Raw genomic sequence first — 22,272 nt, forward strand, 5'->3', positions numbered from 1 at the left:
GCTCTCAATCCATTCGCTCGACTTGCATGTATTAGGCACGCCGCCAGCGTTCATCCTGAGCCAGGATCAAACTCTCCAATAAAGTTAGTTTGTCTAGCATCTAAAAATAAAAATTGACGTTTCACGTTGTTTGTTTCGTTTAGTTTTCAAAGTTCAACATCGCGTTTCAGCGACTTTTATAATATATCATAGTATATTGTTTTCGTCAACAAGTTTTTTAAGATAATTTGTATCTCTCATTTGCTGACTCTGCCTATTATATAGACTTCTCTATTACTATGCAAGTATTATTATAAAAAAATAAGAGGGGGAAAAATCCCCCTCTTATTCTTCAGAAGAAACCTCTTCATTAGATTCCTCTTCTTCATCTTTTTGTGCTTTTGCTACTGTCGCTACCTCTTGTTCATCCTCTAAACGAATTAGACGGACACCTTGCGTATTACGTCCCATTTGAGAGATTTGATCAACTGGCATACGAATAATAATGCCTGCCGCTGTAATTAGCATGATGTCTTCTTCACCTGTTACAGACTTAACTGCTACTAATTTACCGTTCTTATCTGTAATGTTACAAGTCTTCAGACCTTTACCACCACGACTTTGCAGACGGTACTCATCAATCGGTGTACGTTTTCCGTAACCATTTTTCGTTACAATTAGAACATTTACATCCTCTTCAACAATTTCCATGCCTACAACTTGATCTTCATCACCTAATGTAATTGCTTTTACACCAGCCGCATTACGTCCCATAGAACGCACATCTTGCTCATTGAAACGAATTAACATACCGTTGCTTGTTCCAACGATAATATCCTTATCACCAGATGTTAAGCGTACAGAGATTAATTCATCCTCTTCACGAAGAGAAATCGCAATTAAGCCATTCGTACGTATATTTGCAAATGATGAAAGTGGTGTTCTTTTAGAGATACCTTGTTTTGTTGTAAAGAATAAGAACTGATCATCACCAAATTCACGAATTGGAATAATGGCGTTAATCCACTCCCCTTTATCTACACCTAATAGGTTAATAATCGGTATACCTTTTGCTGTACGGCTATACTCTGGGATTTCATATCCTTTCGTACGGTATACTTTACCCTTATTAGTGAAGAATAAAATATGATCATGTGTAGAAGTAGTCAATAGATGCTCTACGAAATCATCATCATTCGTTCCCATTCCTTGCACACCACGCCCGCCACGGTTCTGCGTTTTGTACGTAGAAGCTGGTAACCTCTTAATATAACCGTTATGAGTTAACGTAATTGCAATGTTTTGCTCTGGAATCAAATCTTCATCTTCAATAAATTCCATACCGCCAATTGTAATTTCCGTTCGTCTCTTATCATTGAAGCGCTCTTTTACTTCCGTTAATTCTTCACGAATAATCTCAAGAACTTTCTCTTCATCTGCTAAGATTGCTTTTAATTCAGCGATTAACTTCATTAACTCTTGATATTCTTGCTCAATTTTTTCACGTTCTAATCCTGTTAAACGTTGCAGACGCATATCTAAAATTGCTTGTGCTTGTTTCTCACTTAAACCGAAACGTTCCATTAAGCCTTGCTTTGCAATATCTGCTGTTTTCGAACCACGGATTAACGTAATAACTTCATCAAGATGATCTAGGGCAATTCGTAATCCTTCTAAAATATGAGCACGTGCCTCTGCTTTTTCTAATTCATAAGCAGTACGTCGACGAATTACTACCTTCTGATGCTCCAAGTAATGATATAAATTTTGTTTTAAATTCAATACTTGTGGCTCTCCATTTACAAGAGACAACATATTAATACCGAAACTTGTTTGAAGTGCTGTATGTTTATATAGATTATTTAATAGTACATTGGCATTGGCATCACGACGTACTTCCATAACAATACGCATACCGTTTCGATCTGACTCATCACGTAAATCCGTAATACCTTCAATTTTCTTATCACGAACTAATTCTGCAATTTTTTCAATTAATCGCGCCTTATTAACTTGATAAGGCAGTTCAGTTACGAGAATAGATTGTTTACCATTTGACTTCTCTTCAATTTCAACTTTAGCTCGAAGCATAATAGAGCCTCTACCTGTTTCATATGCTCTTCGAATCCCACTTCGTCCCAAAATTAAACCTGCTGTTGGAAAATCTGGTCCTGGAATAAACTCCATTAATTCCGCAATAGTAATGTCAGGATTATGGCTTAGTGCCAATACGCCATCAATTACTTCACCAAGTTGATGCGGCGGAATGTTTGTTGCCATACCAACTGCAATACCCGTCGTACCATTCACTAATAGATTAGGGAAACGCGCTGGCAATACAATAGGCTCTCTTTCAGAACCATCATAGTTATCTTGATAATCAATCGTATTTTTTGAAATATCACGTATTAATTCCATAGAAATCTTAGACATTCTTGCTTCTGTATAACGCATTGCTGCTGCCGAATCACCATCAACAGAACCAAAGTTACCATGTCCATCAACAAGCATATAACGTTGACTAAAATCTTGCGCCATACGTACCATCGTCTCGTAAACAGCTGAATCACCGTGAGGGTGATACTTACCGATTACTTCACCGACAATACGCGCTGATTTCTTATACGCTTTATCAGCTGTAATTCCTAAATCATTCATCGCATATAAAACCCTACGATGCACAGGTTTTAATCCATCACGAACATCTGGTAATGCACGAGATACGATAACACTCATTGCGTAATCTAAAAATGAGGTACGCATTTCATGACTAATATTAATTTCTCGAATTCGTGCTTGTTGTTGATTGTCTGACATCAACGAGCACCTCCTCTTACATTTCCGTTACACATACATTGATTTATATGTAGAAGACAGGAATACTTAGATTCCTGTCATTACTCATTTAAATATCAAGGTTTTTCACGTATTTTGCATTTTCTTGGATAAAGTTACGACGTGGCTCTACTTTATCTCCCATTAAAATTTCAAATGTTTCATCTGCCTCAATTGCATCTTGAAGAGAAACTTGAAGTAATGAACGTACTTCCGGGTCCATTGTCGTCTCCCATAACTGAGTTGGATTCATTTCCCCTAGACCTTTATAACGCTGAATCCCAGGCTTAGGTTGAGCTGGTAATTCCGCTAAGATTCTTTCAAGTTCCTTATCATTGTAAGCATATTGAATTTTCTTACCTTGTTGTACTTTAAACAAAGGCGGCTGTGCGATATATATATATCCACACTCAATTATTTGACGCATATAACGATAGAAGAACGTTAATAATAGGGTACGAATATGTGCACCATCAACATCGGCATCGGTCATAATAATAACTTTATGATAGCGTGCTTTTTCAATATCGAAGTCTCCGCCGATATTTGTACCGATCGCCGTAATAATTGTACGAACTTCATCATTTGATAAAATCTTATCTAAGCGTGCCTTTTCAACATTAATAATTTTACCCTTCAGCGGTAAAATTGCTTGGAAATGACGATCGCGTCCTTGTTTTGCAGATCCACCCGCAGAGTCACCCTCTACGATATAAATTTCACTAATCGCTGGATCTTTAGAAGAACAGTCTGCCAATTTCCCTGGTAAACTTGAAACTTCTAAAGCACTCTTTCGGCGAGTTAACTCACGAGCCTTTTTAGCTGCTACACGTGCACGCGCTGCCATAGTTCCTTTATCTATAATCTTACGTGCAACATTGGGATTTTCCAGTAAGAACTTTTCAAATGCCTCTGAGAATACTGACTCTGTAATTGTTCTTGCTTCACTATTTCCAAGTTTCGTCTTCGTTTGTCCTTCAAATTGTGGATTTGGATGTTTAATTGATACGATTGCCGTTAGACCTTCACGAACATCTTCACCAGTTAAATTACTATCCGCATCTTTTAAAATATTATTTTTACGACCATAATCGTTGATTACACGTGTTAGGGCAGTTTTAAATCCTACCTCATGTGTACCACCTTCATACGTATGAATATTATTTGTAAATGAGTAAATATGATTTGTATATCCTTCGTTATATTGAAGCGCAACTTCAACCTGAATACCATCTTTTGAACCTTCTACATATACAGGTTCTTCATGAATTGGTTGTTTTGAACGATTTAAATGTTCAACATATGATTTAATTCCACCTTCATAGTGAAACTCTTTCTTTTGCTTATGTTCACGCTTATCTTCAATTGTTAATTTAATATTACGATTTAAAAATGCCAACTCACGCATACGAGTCGCTAACGTATCAAATTCATATTCTGTCGTCTCTTTAAAAATCTCTGGGTCCGGCTTAAAGCGAGTTATTGTTCCAGTTTTATCTGTATCACCAATGACTTTTAAATCCGCAACTGGGATACCTCTTTCATACTTTTGGTAATGAATTTTTCCATCACGATGTACAAATACTTCTAGTTCTGTTGATAAGGCATTTACAACAGATGCACCAACACCATGCAAACCACCAGAAACCTTATAACCGCCACCGCCAAATTTACCTCCGGCGTGAAGGACAGTCATGATAACTTCTACTGCAGGACGTCCCATTTTTTCTTGTATACCAACTGGAATACCACGTCCATTATCCGTTACAAGAATACTATTATCTTCTTCAATACTAACGTTGATTTCATCGCAATACCCCGCTAAGGCTTCATCGATACTATTATCGACAATCTCCCATACAAGGTGGTGAAGTCCTTTTCCACTTGTAGTACCAATGTACATACCCGGACGTTTCCGAACTGCCTCTAGTCCTTCAAGTACCTGTATCTGACTTTCATCATATGCATTTTCTTGCATTTGCTTTTGTTCCATTGACACAAAGATCACCTACTTTTCCATTTAAACAGGGATTATGCCCTGTCCATTTCACAATCTACCGTGCCGTTCATTACATGAATTGTTTTCGCTTCTTTTAATGTTTCGTGTTCAATTCCGTCGACACTCGTCGTTGTCACAAATGTTTGCACTTTTCCTTGAATTGTATTTAACAGATGTGATTGACGATAATCATCCAATTCTGATAATACATCATCCAATAAAAGAATAGGATATTCCTTAACTTCTGAGTAAATCAATTCAATTTCAGCTAATTTTAGGGACAGTGCGGTCGTTCGTTGTTGTCCTTGTGAACCAAAGACTTGAACATTTTTACTATTAACGAAGAATTGTAAATCATCACGATGAGGACCAATTAAAGTTGTACCACGGAAAATTTCACGTTGTTTCACAGATTGAAAACTTTCATAGTATACTTCTTTTATTTTCGACAAATCCATTGATTCTGATACATCTAAGCTTGGTTTATAGACGATTTCTAATTCCTCTAATCCTCTGCTAATCCCGCGATGTATCGGCGCAGCCCATTCTTGTAGTAAATGCAAAAACTCAAAACGTTTTCGCAATATTTTTGCACCATGCTCAATGAGTTGAAGTGTAAATACATCCAACATCGTTTCCTCATTTTTACTATTCCCTTGCATCTTTTTAAGCAAGTGATTTCGTTGCGTGAGCACTTTTTGATATTGGCTTAGTTCGTACAAATAAACGGGCGCTATTTGTCCTAGTTCCATATCTAAAAAGCGTCTTCTTACTTGAGGGCTTCCTTTTACAAGATTTAAATCTTCTGGGGCAAACATCACAACGTTCATTTCACCAATATATTGGCTTAACTTTTGTTGTTCAAGTTGATTTAGCTTTGCCTTTTTACCTTTTTTGGAAATATTTAATTCTAAAGACAAAGAACTATTTCTTTTTTGTAATCTACCTTTGATTTGACCGTAATCCTCATCCCATCGAATAAGTTCACGATCATTAGAGGTTCTATGAGATTTTGCCATCGCTAATACGTAAATGGCCTCCATCAAATTTGTTTTCCCTTGTGCATTTTCACCAATAATTACATTGACCTTGTCCTCAAAGGAAAGCTCTAACTTTTCATAATTACGATAGTTTTTTAATTGTATTTCTGTAATAAACAAAGGGATCCCCCTTTATGCCTGAACTTGGAAAGTTCCACTTCCCGGAATTTCAATAATATCATTCGCATATAACTTGCGACCTCTTCTATTCTCAAGCTCTTGATTCACGTACACTTCATATTCTTGTAAGAACCATTTCACAGCTCCGCCCGTATCAATTACATCGGCTAGCTTTAAAAATTGTCCTAGTGTAATGTATTCTGTTGAAATTTTAATACTTTTCATAAAAATCTCTCACTTTCTGAAAGTGTTCATTCTTTCATTGTACTAAATAAACTAGCATTAGGAAAGCAATACCCTAAAATCAAATAAGGGTCACTAGTACCTTTAAACTAGCAACCCTCAACCCTTACTTAGTAAGTACGTACCGGTAAAATTAATTGGATGATGGAATCATCATTTACTGTACGAATCAAAAACGGCCTCATCGCCCCAGTAAAGCTAATTTTAATTTCTGTACTATCTAAAGCTTTTAATGCGTCCATCATATATTTTGCACTAAAAGATATTTTTAATTCTTCTCCATCTACGTTTTCACATTGAACTTCTTCTACTACTTTTCCGATTTCTGGTGAATTTGAAGAAATCTCAAGCATTTGTTGTTCTAATGTCGATAATTTAACAACATTGTTACGACCATCTCTTGCTAATAGCGAAGCACGATCAATCGCTTGTAAAAATTCTTTTGTATTCACAAAAATGTCTGTCTTACTCTCGGCTGGAATTAAACGTGTTGTATCTGGATAGTTACCTTCTAACAATCTCGAGAAGAATAATAAATGTTTTGTACGGAATAATACTTGATACTCCGTAATAACGATATCTACCATTTCTTCAGATTCATCTAGGATTTTACTTAATTCATTTAAGCTCTTACCAGGAATAACGACATTGGCTTGAAATTCATCAGCAATATTATACCCTTCAATTTTTGCTTTACGAAGTGCTAGTCTGTGACTATCTGTTGCAATACAAGTTAACTCGCTGTTATATACTTTCCAGTTTACACCTGTCAAGATCGGTCTTGTTTCAGAAGTTGAAACTGCAAATACCGTTTGCCTAATCATATGTTTAAGTAAATCTGTTGGAATCTTAAATACATGATGTTCTTCAATCTGAGGTAGTAACGGATATTCAGCTGAATCTAAACCATTTAAATTAAACTCTGATTTTCCAGATTTTATTTTTGTCATAAAATGATTTTCCACAGAAATTTCAACAATTTCTTTAGGTAATTTTTTTACGATCTCACTAAAATATTTTGCTTGTAAAACAATACTTCCTGATTGTTCAATTTCAACAACCTCTTTTCCAGCATCTTCGACTGGGATAAATGATTCGATAGAGATATCTGCATCGCTACCTGTTAAAGTAACCCCTTCTTCAGTTGCTACAACTTTAATTCCTGTAAGAATTGGAATTGTTGTACGAGAAGAAACTGCCTTCATTACATCTTGTACACCTCTTACAAGATAGTCTTTTTGTATTGTAAAACGCATAACGAAAAACCTCCGGTAAGTATAAGATTTTATTTATTTAATAAAGATAAAAAAGTAGTAGTAATAGTAATAGGGCTTGTGGATATGTGGATAACCCCGTTTAAAGATGTAAAAACAGTCTATCTACATGTGGATAGACTGTGCGTAAAACAAGGTAAGTTATTCACACTATTCAGCTACTACTACTTTAAAATATCATTAATTTCTTCGACATGTTTTTGTAATTGAGTATCCGTTTTTAATAGCTTCGAAATTTTTTCGTGAGCATGGATTACTGTTGTATGATCGCGGCCACCAAATTCTTCACCTATTTTTGGTAAAGATGAGTCCGTAAGTTCGCGTGATAAATACATTGCAATTTGACGAGGGAATGCAACGGATTTTGTACGTTTTTTTGCTTTGAAATCTTCTAATTTTACTTGATAGACGCCCCCAACGGCCTTTTGAATATCAGAGATAGAAATAATTCTAGGTATAGAGTTTGGAATAATACCTTTAAGTGCTTCAGCTGCTAAATCAGCATTAATATCTTTATTAATTAAAGATGAATAAGCTACAACGCGAATAAGTGCACCTTCTAACTCACGAATGTTAGAATCAATTTGATTTGCAATATAAAGCATAACCTCATTTGGTATATCAAGGCCTTCTGCTTTTGCTTTTTTACGTAAAATTGCAATTCTAGTTTCTAAATCTGGTGGCGTAATATCCGTAATTAAGCCCCATTCAAAGCGAGAACGAAGGCGATCTTCTAAAGTTGGGATTTCTTTTGGTGGTCTATCACTTGAAATCACAATTTGTTTACTTTCTTCGTGTAACGCATTAAATGTATGGAAGAACTCTTCCTGTGTTTGTTCTTTTCCAGCAAGAAATTGAATATCATCTATCAATAAGACATCTACATTACGATATTTATTACGAAAATCGACAGCTTTATTATCACGAATTGAGTTAATGAATTCATTTGTGAATTTTTCAGATGATAAATATACAACTTTTGCATTCGGGTTGTGTTCAATTACATAATGCCCAATTGCGTGCATTAAATGTGTTTTTCCAAGTCCAACGCCCCCATAAATAAAGAGCGGATTATAAGCTTTAGCTGGAGCTTCAGCTACAGCTAAAGAAGCAGCGTGTGCAAAACGATTACCAGAGCCAATAACAAATGTATCAAATGTATATTTTGGATTTAGCATGCTCTGTGGTAAATGAGTAGAATCATCTTGTACTCGATTTTTTTTAATAGGAGGAAGATCTATATCCTCTTCCGCCTGACTTTGGGGAATAATAAAACGAATAGCTAGTTTTGCCCCTGTTAAATCATAAAGTGTTTCCGAAATGAGTTCTGAATAATGGGATTCTAGCCAGTCACGAGCAAATTCATTTGGAGCTGTAATAGTTAATACATCTTTTTTCAAGTTATGAGCGGTTGTTGATTTTAACCACGTTTCATAACTTGGCTTACTTACCTTTTTTTCTAAGTCTTTCAAGGCACTATTCCATAAATCAGAGATATTTTCCAAAGGTGTCCCTCCTTTACAAAGATGGTAAAAGAATAAGGTTGCGCAACAATTGTACAACCCGTAAATATTTTAAATGCATATTTATACGAAACGTATTTTAAAATATAAAAACGTTGTTTGTATCAGAGATAGAGTTTTCGACAAAAAAACAAATGTGGACAACTATTTACCCACATGTGATTTAAACTGTCCACATGTTATACACAAATTGTGGATAAAATAAAGATGTGGAAAACTTATTCAAAGTGAAAACACAACTATAATATCAAAAAAAAGTAGCTATAGCAATGAATTTAAGAAAGTTATCCACAAAATCAATACCTTGTGGAATAAACTTGTCCACAACACGATATACTGTGTAAAAGTAAAAAAAGAGTTTGTGGATACAAAAAAAGAGAAAATATATTTATCCACAAGGAAATATAGGGGCTGTGAAAAAGTCTGTGAATAGGTTCAAAATGAATATTTGATGAAAATTTCAAGAACCATTGACATTTTCCTAGTTGATTAACTATAATTTATTAGACTGTCTTTAACAGATATTCCTCAGGGAGGTGTCATATAATGAAAAGAACTTACCAACCAAATAAACGTAAGCGCAGCAAAGTACATGGTTTCCGCAGCCGTATGAGCACAGCGAACGGACGTAAAGTGCTAGCAGCTCGTCGTCGTAAAGGAAGAAAAGTATTATCTGCGTAGACCACTGATCGTTCAGTGGTCTTTTTTTCTAATAATAATGAATTTCCGCTGATGAAATACAGGAGTGTCAATTGATATGAAGAAAAAAAATCGTATAAAAAAGAATGATGAATTTCAGGCTGTTTTCCAAAAAGGACAGTCGAATGCTAATCGTCAGTTTGTTGTATACCAGTTAAATAAAGAAAAACAGCCATACTTTCGCATCGGCCTTTCTGTTAGTAAGAAAATAGGAAATGCAGTAGTTCGTAATCGAATCAAGCGTATGATTCGCCAAGCGATTATGGAATTAAAAGATGAGATAGATTCTGGAAAAGATTTTGTTATAATAGCAAGGAAGCCTTGTGCAGAGATGACATATGAAGAGTTAAAGAAAAGCTTAATTCATGTCTTTAAACGCTCTGGTATGAAAAGAATAAAAAAGTAGCGTAAGGAAATGAATTACACTATATACATACCGAAACAAGGAGGAGCAGGCTTTGAAAAAGAAAATAGGTTTAATAGCCATGGTTGTTGTGTTAATGGCAATTGCTACTGGTTGTAGTGAAACAAATCAGCCGATTACACCGAAAAGTACTGGGATTTGGAATGAATATTTCGTATACCCGCTTTCTCAGTTAATCACGTATTTTGCAAACTTATTTGGTAGTAATTACGGCTTAGCAATCGTGGTTACAACTCTTATTATTCGTTTTGCATTATTACCATTAATGATCAAACAAACGAAGAGTACGAAGGCAATGCAAGCGTTACAACCAGAAATGGTAAAATTAAAAGAGAAATATAGCTCAAAAGATCAAGCAACACAGCAAAAATTACAACAAGAAATGATGCAGTTATATCAAAAAAATGGGGTAAATCCATTAGCAGGATGTTTACCAATTTTTGTTCAGATGCCTATTTTATTCGCGTTTTATCATGCGATTATGAGAACATCAGAAATTAGTAAGCATACATTCTTATGGTTTGATTTAGGACAGGCAGATCCTTACTATATCCTTCCAATTGTTGCGGCTATTACGACTTTTATTCAGCAAAAACTTGCAATGGCAGGAACGGCTGGACAAAACCCGCAAATGGCAATGATGATTTGGCTTATGCCAATCATGATTTTAGTCTTTGCAATTAACTTCCCAGCAGCACTATCACTATACTGGGTAGTTGGTAACATCTTTGGTATTGCTCAAATGTATTTGATCAAAGGGCCTGAAATTAAGGCTAGTAAGGCAGGAGGATCAAGCAAGTGAGTATAATTACTGCTAAAGGACAAACAGTCGAGCTGGCAGTACAAGATGCTTTAAGACAATTAAATGTTTCGAAAGATCGAGTAGATATAAAGATTATTGATGAGGGTAAGAGGGGATTCCTGGGTTTATTTGGGAATCGCCCCGCTATAGTAGAAGTTGTAGTGAAGAAAGATCCCATCCAAGAGTGTGAAGAATATTTAAAAAATGTTATTCGCAATATGGGTGTGGAAGTTGAGATTAGAAAAGTTGTAAAAGGACGCGAAGTGGAATTTACAATTTCTGGTGAAAACGTAGGTGTTTTGATTGGTAAAAGAGGAAACTCCTTGAATTCTTTACAGTATTTAACAAAACTTGTGGCAAATCGTAATACGAAGCAATATATTGGCATCACACTAGATGCTGAAAATTATCGTAGTAAAAGAAAAAGTACGTTAGAATTGCTTTCTTACCGATTAGCAAAACAAGCAGTAAGTACGAAAAAAAGAGTTATGTTGGAACCTATGCCATCTTTTGAACGAAAGATTATTCATCAAGCATTAACTAATCATCAAAATATCATTACAACTTCTGAAGGAAAAGAACCACATCGATATGTTGTAATATCTTCCAAGTGACCGGTTACTCAATTGAGTGCCGGTTTTTTTGAGGCGAAAATAAATGTGGATAACTAAAAAAACACTAAACTTATCCACTGTTAATAAGTTTAGTGTTTTTTACATGAGGACATAATAAAATGAGTTATTATTCTTTTGCAGATAGGTTCGTTATGGTATCCTAATAATTTAGTGACGTAAAAAAATCATGTTGAAATAGAGATAAATAAGCAAGTGAGGTGAAAGGACATGGAATTTGATACAATTGCCGCAATTTCCACAGCTCTTGGGGAAGGTGCAATTGCCATTGTTCGAGTAAGTGGGGATGATGCGATTGAGAAAGTCGATCGCATTTTTAAAGGGAAAGATTTAACACAGGTTGATTCTCATACAATTCATTATGGTCATATTGTCGATTTAGATACAAATCAAGTGATTGAAGAAGTTATGGTATCGATTATGCGTGCACCTAGGACTTTTACGCGTGAAAATATAGTAGAAATCAACTGTCATGGTGGACTTGTTTCGGTAAATAAAGTATTACAGCTTATTTTAGCACAAGGAGTACGTTTGGCAGAGCCTGGTGAATTTACGAAACGTGCTTTTTTAAATGGGCGTATTGATTTATCACAAGCGGAAGCTGTTATGGATTTAATCCGTGCAAAAACAGATCGTGCTATGAACGTGGCGATCAACCAAATGGAAGGGCGATTATCTAAATTAATTGGCCGCCTGCGTCAAGACATATTGGAAACGTTAGCCCATGTTGAGGTAAATATAGATTACCCAGAATATGATGATGTAGAAGAGATGACGCATAATATTTTAATTGAGAAAGCTACACATGTTCGTGCTGAAATTGCAAAAATATTAGAGACATCGAAGCAAGGAAAGATTTTACGTGAAGGTATTGCTACGGCAATCATCGGTAGACCTAACGTTGGGAAATCATCGCTATTAAATAGTCTCGTTCAGGAGAAAAAAGCGATCGTAACTGATATTGCAGGAACAACGAGAGATGTTATTGAAGAGTACGTTAATGTGCGTGGTGTACCACTTAAACTTATAGATACAGCAGGTATTCGTGAAACAGAAGATGTTGTTGAACGAATTGGTGTAGAGCGTTCAAAAGAAATGATGAGCCAAGCCGATTTAGTGTTAGTTGTAGTCAATTATAGTGAAGCTTTAATGAATGAAGATGAAGAACTATTCCGTGCCGTACAAGGAAAAGACTTCATTATTATTGTCAATAAGACAGATTTACCGCAAGAGATTGATATGGAACGTGTTACAGAGCTAGCTGCAGGAAATCGTGTTATTACGACGTCTTTAATTGAGGAGCAGGGAATTGATGAGCTTGAAAAAGCGATAGCTGATTTATTCTTTGAAGGAGCAATTGATTCTGCAGATATGACATATGTTTCTAACACGAGACATATTGGATTATTAACACAAGCAGGAACGACAATTGGAGATGCAATTGAAGCAATAGAAAATGGTGTTCCAATCGATATGGTACAAATTGATTTAACAAGAACGTGGGAAATACTTGGTGAAATTACTGGTGATACCGTCCATGAAAGCTTAATTGACCAGTTATTCTCTCAGTTTTGTTTAGGAAAATAATAAAGCGAAGCAACGTTTTAGAAAGATAGAGATTATTAGGAGGAATAAACAATGGGATACAATGCCGGTTCATACGATGTCATAGTAATCGGTGCAGGTCATGCAGGATGCGAAGCTGGTCTTGCGGCAGCACGAATGGGCTCAAAAACCTTAATGTTAACAATTAACTTAGATATGGTAGCATTCATGCCATGTAACCCTTCTGTTGGTGGACCAGCAAAAGGGATTGTTGTTCGTGAAATTGATGCATTAGGCGGAGAAATGGGATGCAATATTGATAAGACACATATTCAAATGCGTATGTTAAATACGGGTAAAGGACCAGCTGTACGTGCGCTTCGTGCACAAGCTGATAAATTCTCTTACCAACATGAATTAAAGAAAACAATTGAAGAAACACCAAACTTAACGTTGTTCCAGGGAATGGTAGAGCGTTTAATCGTTGAAGATGGTGTATGTAAAGGGGTAATTACACAAGCTGGTGCTGAATACACAGCAAAAACAGTTGTAATTACAACTGGAACATTTTTACGCGGTGAGATTATTATGGGTGATTTAAAATATTCAAGCGGTCCAAATAATCAGCAACCATCTATTACTTTATCCGAACATTTAGAGGAACTTGGTTTTGATCTTGTTAGGTTTAAAACAGGTACGCCTCCGCGTGTAAATAGTAATACGATTGATTACAGTAAAACAGAAATTCAGCCAGGTGATGACAAGCCACGAGCGTTCTCTTTTGAAACGACAAAATTTATTATGGATCAAATTCCATGTTGGTTGACGTATACAAGTACAGAAACACATCGTTTAATAGATGAAAACTTACATCGCTCAGCTATGTATTCTGGTATGATTAAAGGAACAGGACCTAGATATTGTCCTTCAATTGAAGACAAGGTAGTTAGATTTAATGATAAGCCACGTCATCAAATTTTCTTAGAGCCAGAAGGACGTAATACACAAGAGGTATATGTTCAAGGTTTATCGACAAGTTTACCAGAAGATGTGCAACGTGACATGCTTAGAACAATCCCTGGTCTAGAAAATGTTGAAATGATGCGTACAGGTTATGCAATTGAATATGATGCAATTGTGCCAACACAACTATGGCCAACACTTGAAACAAAAAAGATTAAAAATCTATATACAGCAGGACAAATTAACGGAACTTCTGGTTACGAAGAAGCAGCAGGACAAGGGCTTATGGCTGGGATTAATGCAGCGTGTCGTTCTTTAGGTAAAAAAGAAGTTATTTTAGGTCGTGCTGATGCTTATATTGGTGTCTTAATTGATGACCTTGTAACGAAAGGTACAAATGAACCATATCGTTTATTAACGTCTCGTGCAGAATATCGCCTATTATTACGCCACGATAATGCTGATCTTCGTTTAACTGAAGTTGGTCGTGAAATTGGCTTAATTAAAGAAGATCGCTATGAGCGATTTACAAATAAAAAGCTACAAATTGAACAGGAAAAGGAACGTTTAGGGAGCATTATTATTAAACCACGTCCTGAAGTTCAAGAATTAATTCGTAGTATTGGCGGAAGTGAATTGAAAGATGGAATACGTGCAAGTGACTTATTACGTCGTCCAGAGGTGACATATGAGCATATTCATCTTTTAGTACCAAGTGAAGTAGCATTAAGTGATGAAATTACAGAACAAGTTGAAATTCAGACTAAGTACGAAGGATACATTGAAAAATCTTTACAGCAAGTAGATCGTATGAAGAAAATGGAAAACAAAAAAATCCCTGTGGATATTGATTATGATGCGATTTCTAGCCTTGCCTCAGAAGCGAGACAGAAATTGAAAGATGTTCGTCCACTTTCAATGGGGCAGGCTTCACGTATTTCTGGCGTAAATCCAGCTGATGTTTCCATTTTGCTTGTGTATATTGAACAAGGAAAAATTGCACGAGTATCGAACCAATAAATAGTAAGGAGATATTGCTAGATGAACATAGAACAATTTCAATCTATGCTAGAAGAGAAGGGTATCACCCTCTCTTCTAGACAATTAGAGCAGTTCAAAATCTACTTTGAAACGTTAGTAGAGTGGAATGAAAAAATGAATTTAACAGCTATTACGGAGAAGGAAGAAGTATACTTAAAACACTTTTTTGATTCTATTACAGCTGCTTTTTATTATGATTTTTCGAAACCATTCTCTATTTGTGATGTTGGCGCAGGAGCTGGATTCCCAAGTATCCCGTTGAAAATCTGTTTCCCACATTTAAAAGTAACAATTGTAGATTCATTACAAAAACGTATTAATTTCTTAAATCACTTAGCGCAAAAATTAGAGTTAAGTGATGTTGCATTTTGTCATGATCGTGCTGAAACATTTGGGAAAAAAGAAGGTGTACGTGAATCATACGATATTGTGATGGCACGTGCAGTTGCACGTCTTTCTGTATTAAGTGAGCTATGTTTACCACTTGTAAAAGTTGGAGGAACATTTATTGCAATGAAAGGTGCTGCAGCAAACGAAGAAATTGAAAATGGCAAGTATGCTTTAGAGGTACTAGGCGGGGAATTAAAAGAAATGTCTACGTTCCAATTACCATTTGAGGAAAGTGAACGTAATATTTTATTAATCGAGAAAAAGCGCAAGACACCAAAGAAATATCCACGCAAACCGGGAACACCCAATAAATTACCTATTGAAAAATAAATCTTATTAGACGTAAGATTGAATTATATAAATGAAAACGTAAATGTTTCATAGGAAACATTTTATGGAGAATAGTCAATAGGCCTAAAAGGTGGTGGAATATGTATGAAAAATACGTTTTCTCGTTTATTTGGCTTTGGAGATAAAGAGAGCGAATTCGAATTACAAGAGGAAAGCCATGAAGAAATAGATAAAAAGGTATATGAGGAAATACAAGAAATCCCGATAGTAAATATTACCCCTAACCGTTATCAACCACGAACAGTTTTCGATGATGCACGAATCGATGAACTAGCATTAACGATTCGTACTCATGGGCTTATCCAGCCGATTGTCGTGAGGCAATATGAGGATGATAAGTATGAGATTATTGCTGGAGAAAGACGTTTCCGCGCAGCAACGAAGCTAGGGTGGGAAAAGGTTCCTGCGATTATAAAGAACTTAAATGATACAGAGACAGCTTCTGTAGCGCTAATTGAAAATTTGCAACGTGAGGAATTAACAGCAATCGAGGAAGCTGTGGCATATCAAAAGCTGATTGAGTTACATAATTTAACACAAGAAGCACTGGCACAACGACTTGGAAAAGGGCAATCCACAATCGCAAATAAGTTGCGATTGTTAAAGTTGCCTGAAGAAATAAAAAGTGCGTTATTAGAAAAAAGTATTACAGAGCGTCACGCTCGTGCTCTCATTCCTTTAAAAAATGAGGAATTACAACTGAAGGTTTTACAAGAAATTGTGGAAAAACAACTGAATGTAAAGCAAACAGAAGAACGAATTGCAAAATTATTAGAGGAAGCAAAACCGAAGCGTAAAGCGAAGCAAAAAGCAGTAAGTAGAGATACGAGAATTGCTATGAATACAATTAGGCAGTCATTAGAAATGGTTGCTAATAGTGGTTTAAATGTTAATTCTGAGGAAGAAGAATTTGATGAGTACTATCAAATTACGATTAAAATTCCGAAGAAAAAATAATAATGGCGTGTTAGAGACCTTATCCTAGTGGAGAGGTCTCTTTTACTATATTTTCTTGTTAATGAAGAAGGAGTTTAGAAATAAATTTTGAAGTTTAATAAGGACGTAAAAGAAAAGCTTTTATTTCATGTTACAATAAACGTAATTGTTACTAGAATAAGATAGAAAGGTTGAAAGTAGGTGACATCATGGGAAAAATCATTGCTATTGCTAATCAAAAAGGCGGTGTTGGAAAAACAACAACATCTGTTAATTTAGGGGCTGGATTGGCGCAAGTAGGTAAAAAAGTCCTTCTCGTAGACATTGATGCTCAAGGAAATGCCACGACTGGTGTGGGAATTGAAAAATCCGAATTAGATCAATGTATTTATAATGTTCTGGTGGAAGATGCAGATGTTCAAGGAGTTATACGGAAAACCGCAACTGAAAACTTAGATGTTCTACCCGCTACAATTCAATTGGCCGGTGCTGAAATTGAATTGGTACCGACTATTTCCCGGGAAGTACGTTTGCAAAGGGCATTACAGCCAGTTCGTGATGAATATGATTATATTATTATCGACTGTCCCCCATCTTTAGGGTTATTAACGATTAATGCATTAACAGCAGCGGATTCAGTTATTATTCCTGTTCAGTGTGAATATTACGCACTAGAAGGATTAAGTCAGCTATTAAATACGGTTCGACTTGTGCAAAAACATTTAAATAAAAATTTAGCAATCCAAGGTGTATTGTTAACGATGTTGGATGCCCGTACAAATTTAGGGATTCAAGTTATAGATGAAGTGAAAAAATACTTTAGGGATAAAGTATACCGTTCGATTATTCCTCGAAATGTGCGCTTAAGTGAGGCGCCAAGTCATGGGAAACCGATTATGCAGTATGACGCTAAATCAAGAGGAGCAGAAGTATATATAGATTTAGCAGAGGAAGTGATTGCAGGTGGCTAAAGGATTAGGAAGAGGAATTAATGTGTTTTTTCCTGATTTGGATGTGAAGGAAGAAGAAACAATTCAGGAGATTATAGTAACTGAATTAAGGCCGAATCCATATCAACCACGTAAGCATTTCAATAAAGAAGCAATTCAGGAATTAGCGGCTTCTATTAAAGAACATGGCATATTGCAACCATTAATCGCTAGAAAGAGTATTAAGGGATATGAAATTGTTGCAGGTGAAAGAAGATATCGTGCTGCTAAAGAGGCTGGACTTGAAAAGGTTCCTGCTGTTGTAAGGCAATTAAACGAGCAGCAAATGATGGAATTTGCTTTGCTTGAAAACTTACAACGAGAAGATTTAAATCCTATGGAAGAGGCAATGGCATATCAGATGTTAATGAGTGAGCTAAATGTAACGCAAGAACAATTAGCGAAACGTCTTGGTAAAAGCAGACCTTACATTGCAAATTATACTCGGTTATTAAGCCTCCCTTCGTTCGTACAAGATATGATTGCAAATGGTCAACTTTCAATGGCTCACGGTAGAACCTTACTTACGATAAAAGATGAAGAACAGCTGAAGTCTTTGTTGAAACGAATCGAAAAAGAAGGATTAAATGTTCGCCAATTAGAAAAAATTGTCCAGGAGATTAATCAAAGCGTTTCACGTGAAACAAAACAGATAAAAAAAGATCGAAATATATTCTTCGTAGAGCGCGAGACGTTCTTAAGAGAAAAGTTTGGTACAGATGTAAAAATTAAAGAAACAAAAAAAGAAAAAGGTAAAATTGAAATTGAATTTTTCAATAAAGAAGATTTAAATCGTATTTTAGAATTATTATCACAGAAAAACTAAAAAGCAAACCATCTTATTATTTAGAGATGGTTTGCTTTTTTTAACGCAGATAATTTTTGATCCGTTTCTTTTATACTTTGTGCAATTACATCAGCCATTTTCATGACTAAACTTAATCTTGTATTTTGAAGAACAAAAAACTCCATAAAACCATTTAGATTGACGATGCCGTGTATATGCAAATCACCAACTGCAGGTAATTTCTTATTCATCGCAGCTCCAGGTTTACTAGGTCCCTTTCCAGTAGTGATTGAACCGATACTTTGAGATTTTCCTAAGCATGCATCAACAGCAATTATAAAAGAAGTAGGATTTTCTTTCTGTATATTCTGAATTTTCTCTTCTAAATTTAACGCATGTATTGGTTCATCTAGTGTGCCGAATACTTGGAAGTTTTTAATTTCTACTTGTTCTAGTTTAGTGCCAACTAATGGGCCGAGTGCATCACCGGTGGAACGATCTGTTCCGATACAAACGAGAATGAGTGGTATGTTAGTTTTAATGGGAATATGGGAAAGTAAAAAGTTACTGATTGTCTCGGAGGCTTCTAAGTCTTGGTGCATAACATTTTGAGTTTCTTTTTCGAAAAAAGGTAAGCGAAAACTTCCAATATTCATGAAGCACCCATCCTTTTAATAAATTTTCAAAATATGTTATACGTTGAGTAAAATGGAAAACTATAAGTGCGTACTTTTTGCAAAATGTGAGTGAAAACGGAAATAATAGTACTAGTATATATATATTCGCTCCATTTTATACCTGGATAGAAGTTAACAAATGGAATTAAAGTCATAAAATTTTTTCAGAAATCAGAGAGACTTCTGATACAATGAGAAGGATAACTAAAAAGAAATTTTAGCTGGAGAGGTAGAGGTACATGGATTTAGCGTTGAAATGGTTTGAGTCCATTGATTGGACGAATATAGGTGTAAAATCACTAAAAATAGTCGTTATTTTAATACTTGGTGCAATCATTGTGCGAGTTGCAAGGGCAGTTGTACGAAATGCGTTTCGCATGGGAAGTCGTTCGCCAATTCAAATTTCAGAACGTCGTACAGTTACAGTAGCGAAGTTACTTGAAAATATTGTGGCATACGTTGTTATATTTATTATGTTGATTGCGATTTTAGGCGTGTTCAATATTAATGCATCAGGTCTATTAGCTGGTGCCGGGGTTATTGGTTTAGCAGTCGGATTTGGTGCTCAAAGTTTAGTGAAAGATGTCATTACAGGACTATTTATTTTGCTAGAAGATCAGTTTTCAGTTGGTGACTATGTAAGAATTGGTCAGTTTGAGGGAGTTGTTTTAGAAATTGGACTTCGTACAACGAAACTAAAGAGCTGGACAGGGGAAATTCATACTTTACCAAACGGAAGTATTATTCAAGTTACTAATTTTTCGGTTAGTAATAGTGTAGCATTCGTTGATGTATCTATTTCGTATGAGGCTGACATAGCAAAAGCAGAGCAAGTAATTGAAGAGTTATTAGTAGAATTACCTGCAAAGTACGAGAAGATGGTAACAACGCCTCAATTGTTAGGTGTACAAACATTAGCTGCATCAGAAGTTATATTACGTGTTATTGCTGAAGTGGAGCCGATGCAACATGCAGTTATTGCAAGAGCTCTTCGTAAAGAGATTAAAACTCGTCTGGATTTACATGGAATTGAAATTCCATATCCACGTATGGTTTTATATAATCGTGAAGAATTGGTTAGTGGAAAAGCAATTTAGTATGGAGAGGGGTTTGGAGAGTGGAGCAAAAGCAATATAACTTGTACGATGTTGTGGAAATGAAGAAGGCCCATCCATGTGGTGTAAATCGCTGGAAGATTATTCGTATGGGAATGGATATCCGCATTAAGTGCGAGGGATGTGACCATTCGGTAATGATTCCTCGAAGAGAGTTTGATCGTAAGGTAAAAAAAATACTTGTGAAGCATGAAGAATAGAGAGAAAGTAACAGTTGCAGTGGGTAGCTGTTACTTTTTTTCGTTTGGAGGAAACTTGTCATTTTTTTCGTTACTATCTATAATGATGAAAGATTGAGACATAGGAGTGAAAAATATGGGATTAACGGCTGGGATTGTTGGATTACCTAACGTAGGAAAGTCCACTTTATTTAATGCAATTACACAAGCAGGAGCAGAATCTGCGAACTATCCATTCTGTACAATTGACCCAAACGTAGGGATCGTAGAAGTACCAGATGAGCGTTTAAATAAATTAACGGAATTAGTAGAACCGAAAAAAACTGTTCCGACTGTATTCGAATTTACTGATATTGCAGGTATCGTAAAAGGTGCAAGTAAAGGTGAAGGATTAGGAAATAAATTCTTATCTCACATTCGCCAAGTAGATGCAATTTGCCAAGTTGTTCGTTGTTTTGAAGATGAAAATATTACACACGTTTCAGGGAAAGTAGATCCAATTGATGATATTGAAACAATCAACTTAGAACTAATCTTAGCGGATTTAGAATCAGTTGATAAACGTATCGAGCGTGTTGCGAAATTAGCAAGACAAAAAGATAAAGAAGCAGTATATGAGCAGGAAATTTTAGTGCGTTTAAAAGAAGCTTTCGAAGAGGGGAAACCAGCTCGTACTGTTGAATTTACAGAAGAGCAAATGAAGATTGTTAAAGGCCTTCATTTACTTACAACGAAAGAAATGCTATACGTAGCAAACGTAAGTGAAGATGATATTATGGATCCTTCTGAAAATAAATATGTACAAATGGTAAAAGAATTTGCTGCAAATGAAAATTCTCAAGTTATCGTTGTATGTGCAAAAATCGAAGAAGAAATCGCTGAGTTAGACGAAGAAGAGAAAAAAGTATTCCTGGAAGAATTAGGTATTGAAGAATCTGGTTTAGATCAGTTAATTCGTGCTGCATATGATTTATTAGGACTTGCTACTTACTTCACAGCTGGTGTGCAAGAAGTGCGTGCATGGACGTTTAAACAAGGTATGAAAGCACCACAATGTGCTGGCGTAATTCATACAGACTTTGAGCGTGGATTTATTCGCGCGGAAACAGTTTCTTATGATGATTTAATGACAAACGGTTCTATGACAGCTGCAAAAGAAGCTGGAAAAGTACGTTTAGAAGGAAAAGAGTATATCGTAAAAGACGGAGATGTTATGCACTTCCGCTTTAACGTTTAATTTAATATTTCCTAGGAAAAATAAAGATATGAACTTGGCAAATATATTATGTGTTTGCCAAGTTTTTTACGTATTGGTGAGTTGATTCATATAACTTACTATGATATAATCTAAACTCGTGAGTAATTACTATAAATTAATTGCTCCTTGCCCATTATGGGCCGTTTAGACCAAAAGGAGGTGAAAGTGTAATGAGAAAGTACGAAATTATGTACATCATTCGTCCTGGCGTTGAAGAAGAAGCTCAAAAAGCTTTAGTTGAACGTTTTGCAGGTGTTTTAACAAACAATGGTGCAGAAATCATTAACACGAAAGAGTGGGGTAAGCGTCGTTTAGCTTACGAAATCAACGACTTACGTGAAGGTTTCTACATGATCTTAAACGTGAACTCTAACTCAGAGGCGATTAACGAATTCGACCGTTTAGCTAAGATCAACGAAGATATCCTTCGTCATATCGTTGTTAAAGAAGAAGAAAAATAATTGATATATA

General features: G+C 35.7%; 21 protein-coding genes and 1 rRNA gene. 14 read left to right on the forward strand and 8 right to left on the reverse strand.

Annotated elements, in window-relative coordinates:
• From Q3V31_RS18895 to dnaA, 7 genes are all read right to left on the reverse strand, one after another.
• A 16S ribosomal RNA gene (locus Q3V31_RS18895) occupies positions 1–82 on the reverse strand; the annotation flags it as partial.
• A gap of 242 nt (positions 83–324) precedes the next feature.
• Complete coding sequence (gene gyrA / locus Q3V31_RS18900; protein ID WP_001282858.1) at positions 325–2,796, reverse strand: DNA gyrase subunit A; 2,472 nt, start codon at positions 2,794–2,796, stop codon at positions 325–327.
• Between the two features lie 88 nt (positions 2,797–2,884).
• The gene (gene gyrB / locus Q3V31_RS18905) at positions 2,885–4,807 is read right to left on the reverse strand and encodes a DNA topoisomerase (ATP-hydrolyzing) subunit B (RefSeq protein WP_000435984.1); all 1,923 of its coding nucleotides are present in this window, start codon (positions 4,805–4,807) and stop codon (positions 2,885–2,887) included.
• Positions 4,808–4,845: 38 nt separating this feature from the next.
• Complete coding sequence (recF, locus tag Q3V31_RS18910) at positions 4,846–5,973, reverse strand: DNA replication/repair protein RecF (RefSeq protein WP_000470960.1); 1,128 nt, start codon at positions 5,971–5,973, stop codon at positions 4,846–4,848.
• A 12-nt stretch (positions 5,974–5,985) separates the two neighbouring features.
• Entirely contained in the window at positions 5,986–6,198 is a 213-nt protein-coding gene (yaaA, locus tag Q3V31_RS18915) for a S4 domain-containing protein YaaA (RefSeq protein ID WP_000835828.1), read from the reverse strand.
• Positions 6,199–6,326: 128 nt separating this feature from the next.
• On the reverse strand, positions 6,327–7,472 hold the full coding sequence (dnaN, locus tag Q3V31_RS18920) for a DNA polymerase III subunit beta (protein WP_001212881.1): 1,146 nt from the start codon (positions 7,470–7,472) through the stop codon (positions 6,327–6,329).
• Between the two features lie 182 nt (positions 7,473–7,654).
• Positions 7,655–8,995, reverse strand: coding sequence for a chromosomal replication initiator protein DnaA (dnaA, locus tag Q3V31_RS18925; RefSeq protein WP_000428011.1), 1,341 nt, complete (start codon positions 8,993–8,995; stop codon positions 7,655–7,657).
• Positions 8,996–9,559: 564 nt separating this feature from the next.
• Between dnaA and rpmH the strand changes: the two genes are divergently transcribed.
• The 10 genes from rpmH (at position 9,560) to spo0J (ending at position 18,611) form a co-directional block, all read left to right on the forward strand.
• Positions 9,560–9,694 carry a 50S ribosomal protein L34 gene (gene rpmH / locus Q3V31_RS18930; protein ID WP_000831901.1) on the forward strand — a complete coding sequence of 45 codons (135 nt, stop codon included), beginning with the start codon at positions 9,560–9,562 and terminating at the stop codon, positions 9,692–9,694.
• A 76-nt stretch (positions 9,695–9,770) separates the two neighbouring features.
• Complete coding sequence (rnpA, locus tag Q3V31_RS18935; RefSeq protein ID WP_000728888.1) at positions 9,771–10,118, forward strand: ribonuclease P protein component; 348 nt, start codon at positions 9,771–9,773, stop codon at positions 10,116–10,118.
• A gap of 52 nt (positions 10,119–10,170) precedes the next feature.
• Complete coding sequence (gene spoIIIJ / locus Q3V31_RS18940) at positions 10,171–10,938, forward strand: YidC family membrane integrase SpoIIIJ (RefSeq protein WP_000726756.1); 768 nt, start codon at positions 10,171–10,173, stop codon at positions 10,936–10,938.
• Positions 10,935–11,552: an RNA-binding cell elongation regulator Jag/EloR gene (gene jag / locus Q3V31_RS18945; RefSeq protein ID WP_329766156.1), complete on the forward strand. Its 618-nt coding sequence runs from the start codon at positions 10,935–10,937 to the stop codon at positions 11,550–11,552. The genes spoIIIJ and jag overlap by 4 nt, the downstream gene beginning before the upstream one ends.
• 228 nt (positions 11,553–11,780) lie before the next feature.
• Positions 11,781–13,157 carry a tRNA uridine-5-carboxymethylaminomethyl(34) synthesis GTPase MnmE gene (mnmE, locus tag Q3V31_RS18950; protein WP_329766157.1) on the forward strand — a complete coding sequence of 459 codons (1,377 nt, stop codon included), beginning with the start codon at positions 11,781–11,783 and terminating at the stop codon, positions 13,155–13,157.
• 51 nt (positions 13,158–13,208) lie between these two features.
• Positions 13,209–15,098, forward strand: a complete 1,890-nt coding sequence (gene mnmG, locus Q3V31_RS18955; RefSeq protein WP_097872055.1) for a tRNA uridine-5-carboxymethylaminomethyl(34) synthesis enzyme MnmG — start codon at positions 13,209–13,211, stop codon at positions 15,096–15,098.
• Between the two features lie 21 nt (positions 15,099–15,119).
• Positions 15,120–15,839, forward strand: a complete 720-nt coding sequence (rsmG, locus tag Q3V31_RS18960) for a 16S rRNA (guanine(527)-N(7))-methyltransferase RsmG (protein WP_001019628.1) — start codon at positions 15,120–15,122, stop codon at positions 15,837–15,839.
• A 105-nt stretch (positions 15,840–15,944) separates the two neighbouring features.
• Positions 15,945–16,817 carry a nucleoid occlusion protein gene (noc, locus tag Q3V31_RS18965; protein ID WP_000799030.1) on the forward strand — a complete coding sequence of 291 codons (873 nt, stop codon included), beginning with the start codon at positions 15,945–15,947 and terminating at the stop codon, positions 16,815–16,817.
• A gap of 188 nt (positions 16,818–17,005) precedes the next feature.
• Entirely contained in the window at positions 17,006–17,767 is a 762-nt protein-coding gene (gene soj / locus Q3V31_RS18970) for a sporulation initiation inhibitor protein Soj (RefSeq protein WP_000516117.1), read from the forward strand.
• Positions 17,760–18,611: a stage 0 sporulation protein Spo0J gene (gene spo0J, locus Q3V31_RS18975; RefSeq protein WP_001051821.1), complete on the forward strand. Its 852-nt coding sequence runs from the start codon at positions 17,760–17,762 to the stop codon at positions 18,609–18,611. The genes soj and spo0J overlap by 8 nt, the downstream gene beginning before the upstream one ends.
• Positions 18,612–18,631: 20 nt before the next feature.
• Here spo0J and yyaC read toward each other — a convergent pair whose 3' ends face one another.
• Positions 18,632–19,228: a spore protease YyaC gene (yyaC, locus tag Q3V31_RS18980; protein ID WP_001020734.1), complete on the reverse strand. Its 597-nt coding sequence runs from the start codon at positions 19,226–19,228 to the stop codon at positions 18,632–18,634.
• A 260-nt stretch (positions 19,229–19,488) separates the two neighbouring features.
• Here yyaC and Q3V31_RS18985 point away from each other — a divergent pair, with 260 nt between their 5' ends.
• The 4 genes from Q3V31_RS18985 (at position 19,489) to rpsF (ending at position 22,262) form a co-directional block, all read left to right on the forward strand.
• Positions 19,489–20,346, forward strand: coding sequence for a mechanosensitive ion channel family protein (locus Q3V31_RS18985; RefSeq protein ID WP_000362301.1), 858 nt, complete (start codon positions 19,489–19,491; stop codon positions 20,344–20,346).
• A 20-nt stretch (positions 20,347–20,366) separates the two neighbouring features.
• The gene (locus Q3V31_RS18990; protein ID WP_000436055.1) at positions 20,367–20,564 is read left to right on the forward strand and encodes a DUF951 domain-containing protein; all 198 of its coding nucleotides are present in this window, start codon (positions 20,367–20,369) and stop codon (positions 20,562–20,564) included.
• 115 nt (positions 20,565–20,679) lie between these two features.
• The gene (gene ychF, locus Q3V31_RS18995) at positions 20,680–21,780 is read left to right on the forward strand and encodes a redox-regulated ATPase YchF (protein WP_000524673.1); all 1,101 of its coding nucleotides are present in this window, start codon (positions 20,680–20,682) and stop codon (positions 21,778–21,780) included.
• A gap of 191 nt (positions 21,781–21,971) precedes the next feature.
• The gene (gene rpsF, locus Q3V31_RS19000) at positions 21,972–22,262 is read left to right on the forward strand and encodes a 30S ribosomal protein S6 (RefSeq protein ID WP_001233782.1); all 291 of its coding nucleotides are present in this window, start codon (positions 21,972–21,974) and stop codon (positions 22,260–22,262) included.
• Positions 22,263–22,272: the final 10 nt, after the last annotated feature.

Source organism: Bacillus nitratireducens, from assembly GCF_036320425.1.
In the GTDB taxonomy this organism is placed as follows: domain Bacteria; phylum Bacillota; class Bacilli; order Bacillales; family Bacillaceae_G; genus Bacillus_A; species Bacillus_A nitratireducens.

Excerpts from the sequence above, each read along its gene's own strand:
- yaaA (WP_000835828.1), bottom strand. The coding sequence starts at position 6,198 with ATGAAAAGTATTAAAATTTCAACAGAATACATTACACTAGGACAATTT.
- rsmG (WP_001019628.1), top strand. The coding sequence starts at position 15,120 with ATGAACATAGAACAATTTCAATCTATGCTAGAAGAGAAGGGTATCACC.
- soj (WP_000516117.1), top strand. The coding sequence starts at position 17,006 with ATGGGAAAAATCATTGCTATTGCTAATCAAAAAGGCGGTGTTGGAAAA.
- yyaC (WP_001020734.1), bottom strand. The coding sequence starts at position 19,228 with ATGAATATTGGAAGTTTTCGCTTACCTTTTTTCGAAAAAGAAACTCAA.
- gyrA (WP_001282858.1), bottom strand. The coding sequence starts at position 2,796 with ATGTCAGACAATCAACAACAAGCACGAATTCGAGAAATTAATATTAGT.
- noc (WP_000799030.1), top strand. The coding sequence starts at position 15,945 with ATGAAAAATACGTTTTCTCGTTTATTTGGCTTTGGAGATAAAGAGAGC.
- gyrB (WP_000435984.1), bottom strand. The coding sequence starts at position 4,807 with ATGGAACAAAAGCAAATGCAAGAAAATGCATATGATGAAAGTCAGATA.
- mnmG (WP_097872055.1), top strand. The coding sequence starts at position 13,209 with ATGGGATACAATGCCGGTTCATACGATGTCATAGTAATCGGTGCAGGT.
- mnmE (WP_329766157.1), top strand. The coding sequence starts at position 11,781 with ATGGAATTTGATACAATTGCCGCAATTTCCACAGCTCTTGGGGAAGGT.
- dnaN (WP_001212881.1), bottom strand. The coding sequence starts at position 7,472 with ATGCGTTTTACAATACAAAAAGACTATCTTGTAAGAGGTGTACAAGAT.
- rnpA (WP_000728888.1), top strand. The coding sequence starts at position 9,771 with ATGAAGAAAAAAAATCGTATAAAAAAGAATGATGAATTTCAGGCTGTT.
- rpmH (WP_000831901.1), top strand. The coding sequence starts at position 9,560 with ATGAAAAGAACTTACCAACCAAATAAACGTAAGCGCAGCAAAGTACAT.
- rpsF (WP_001233782.1), top strand. The coding sequence starts at position 21,972 with ATGAGAAAGTACGAAATTATGTACATCATTCGTCCTGGCGTTGAAGAA.
- ychF (WP_000524673.1), top strand. The coding sequence starts at position 20,680 with ATGGGATTAACGGCTGGGATTGTTGGATTACCTAACGTAGGAAAGTCC.
- Q3V31_RS18985 (WP_000362301.1), top strand. The coding sequence starts at position 19,489 with ATGGATTTAGCGTTGAAATGGTTTGAGTCCATTGATTGGACGAATATA.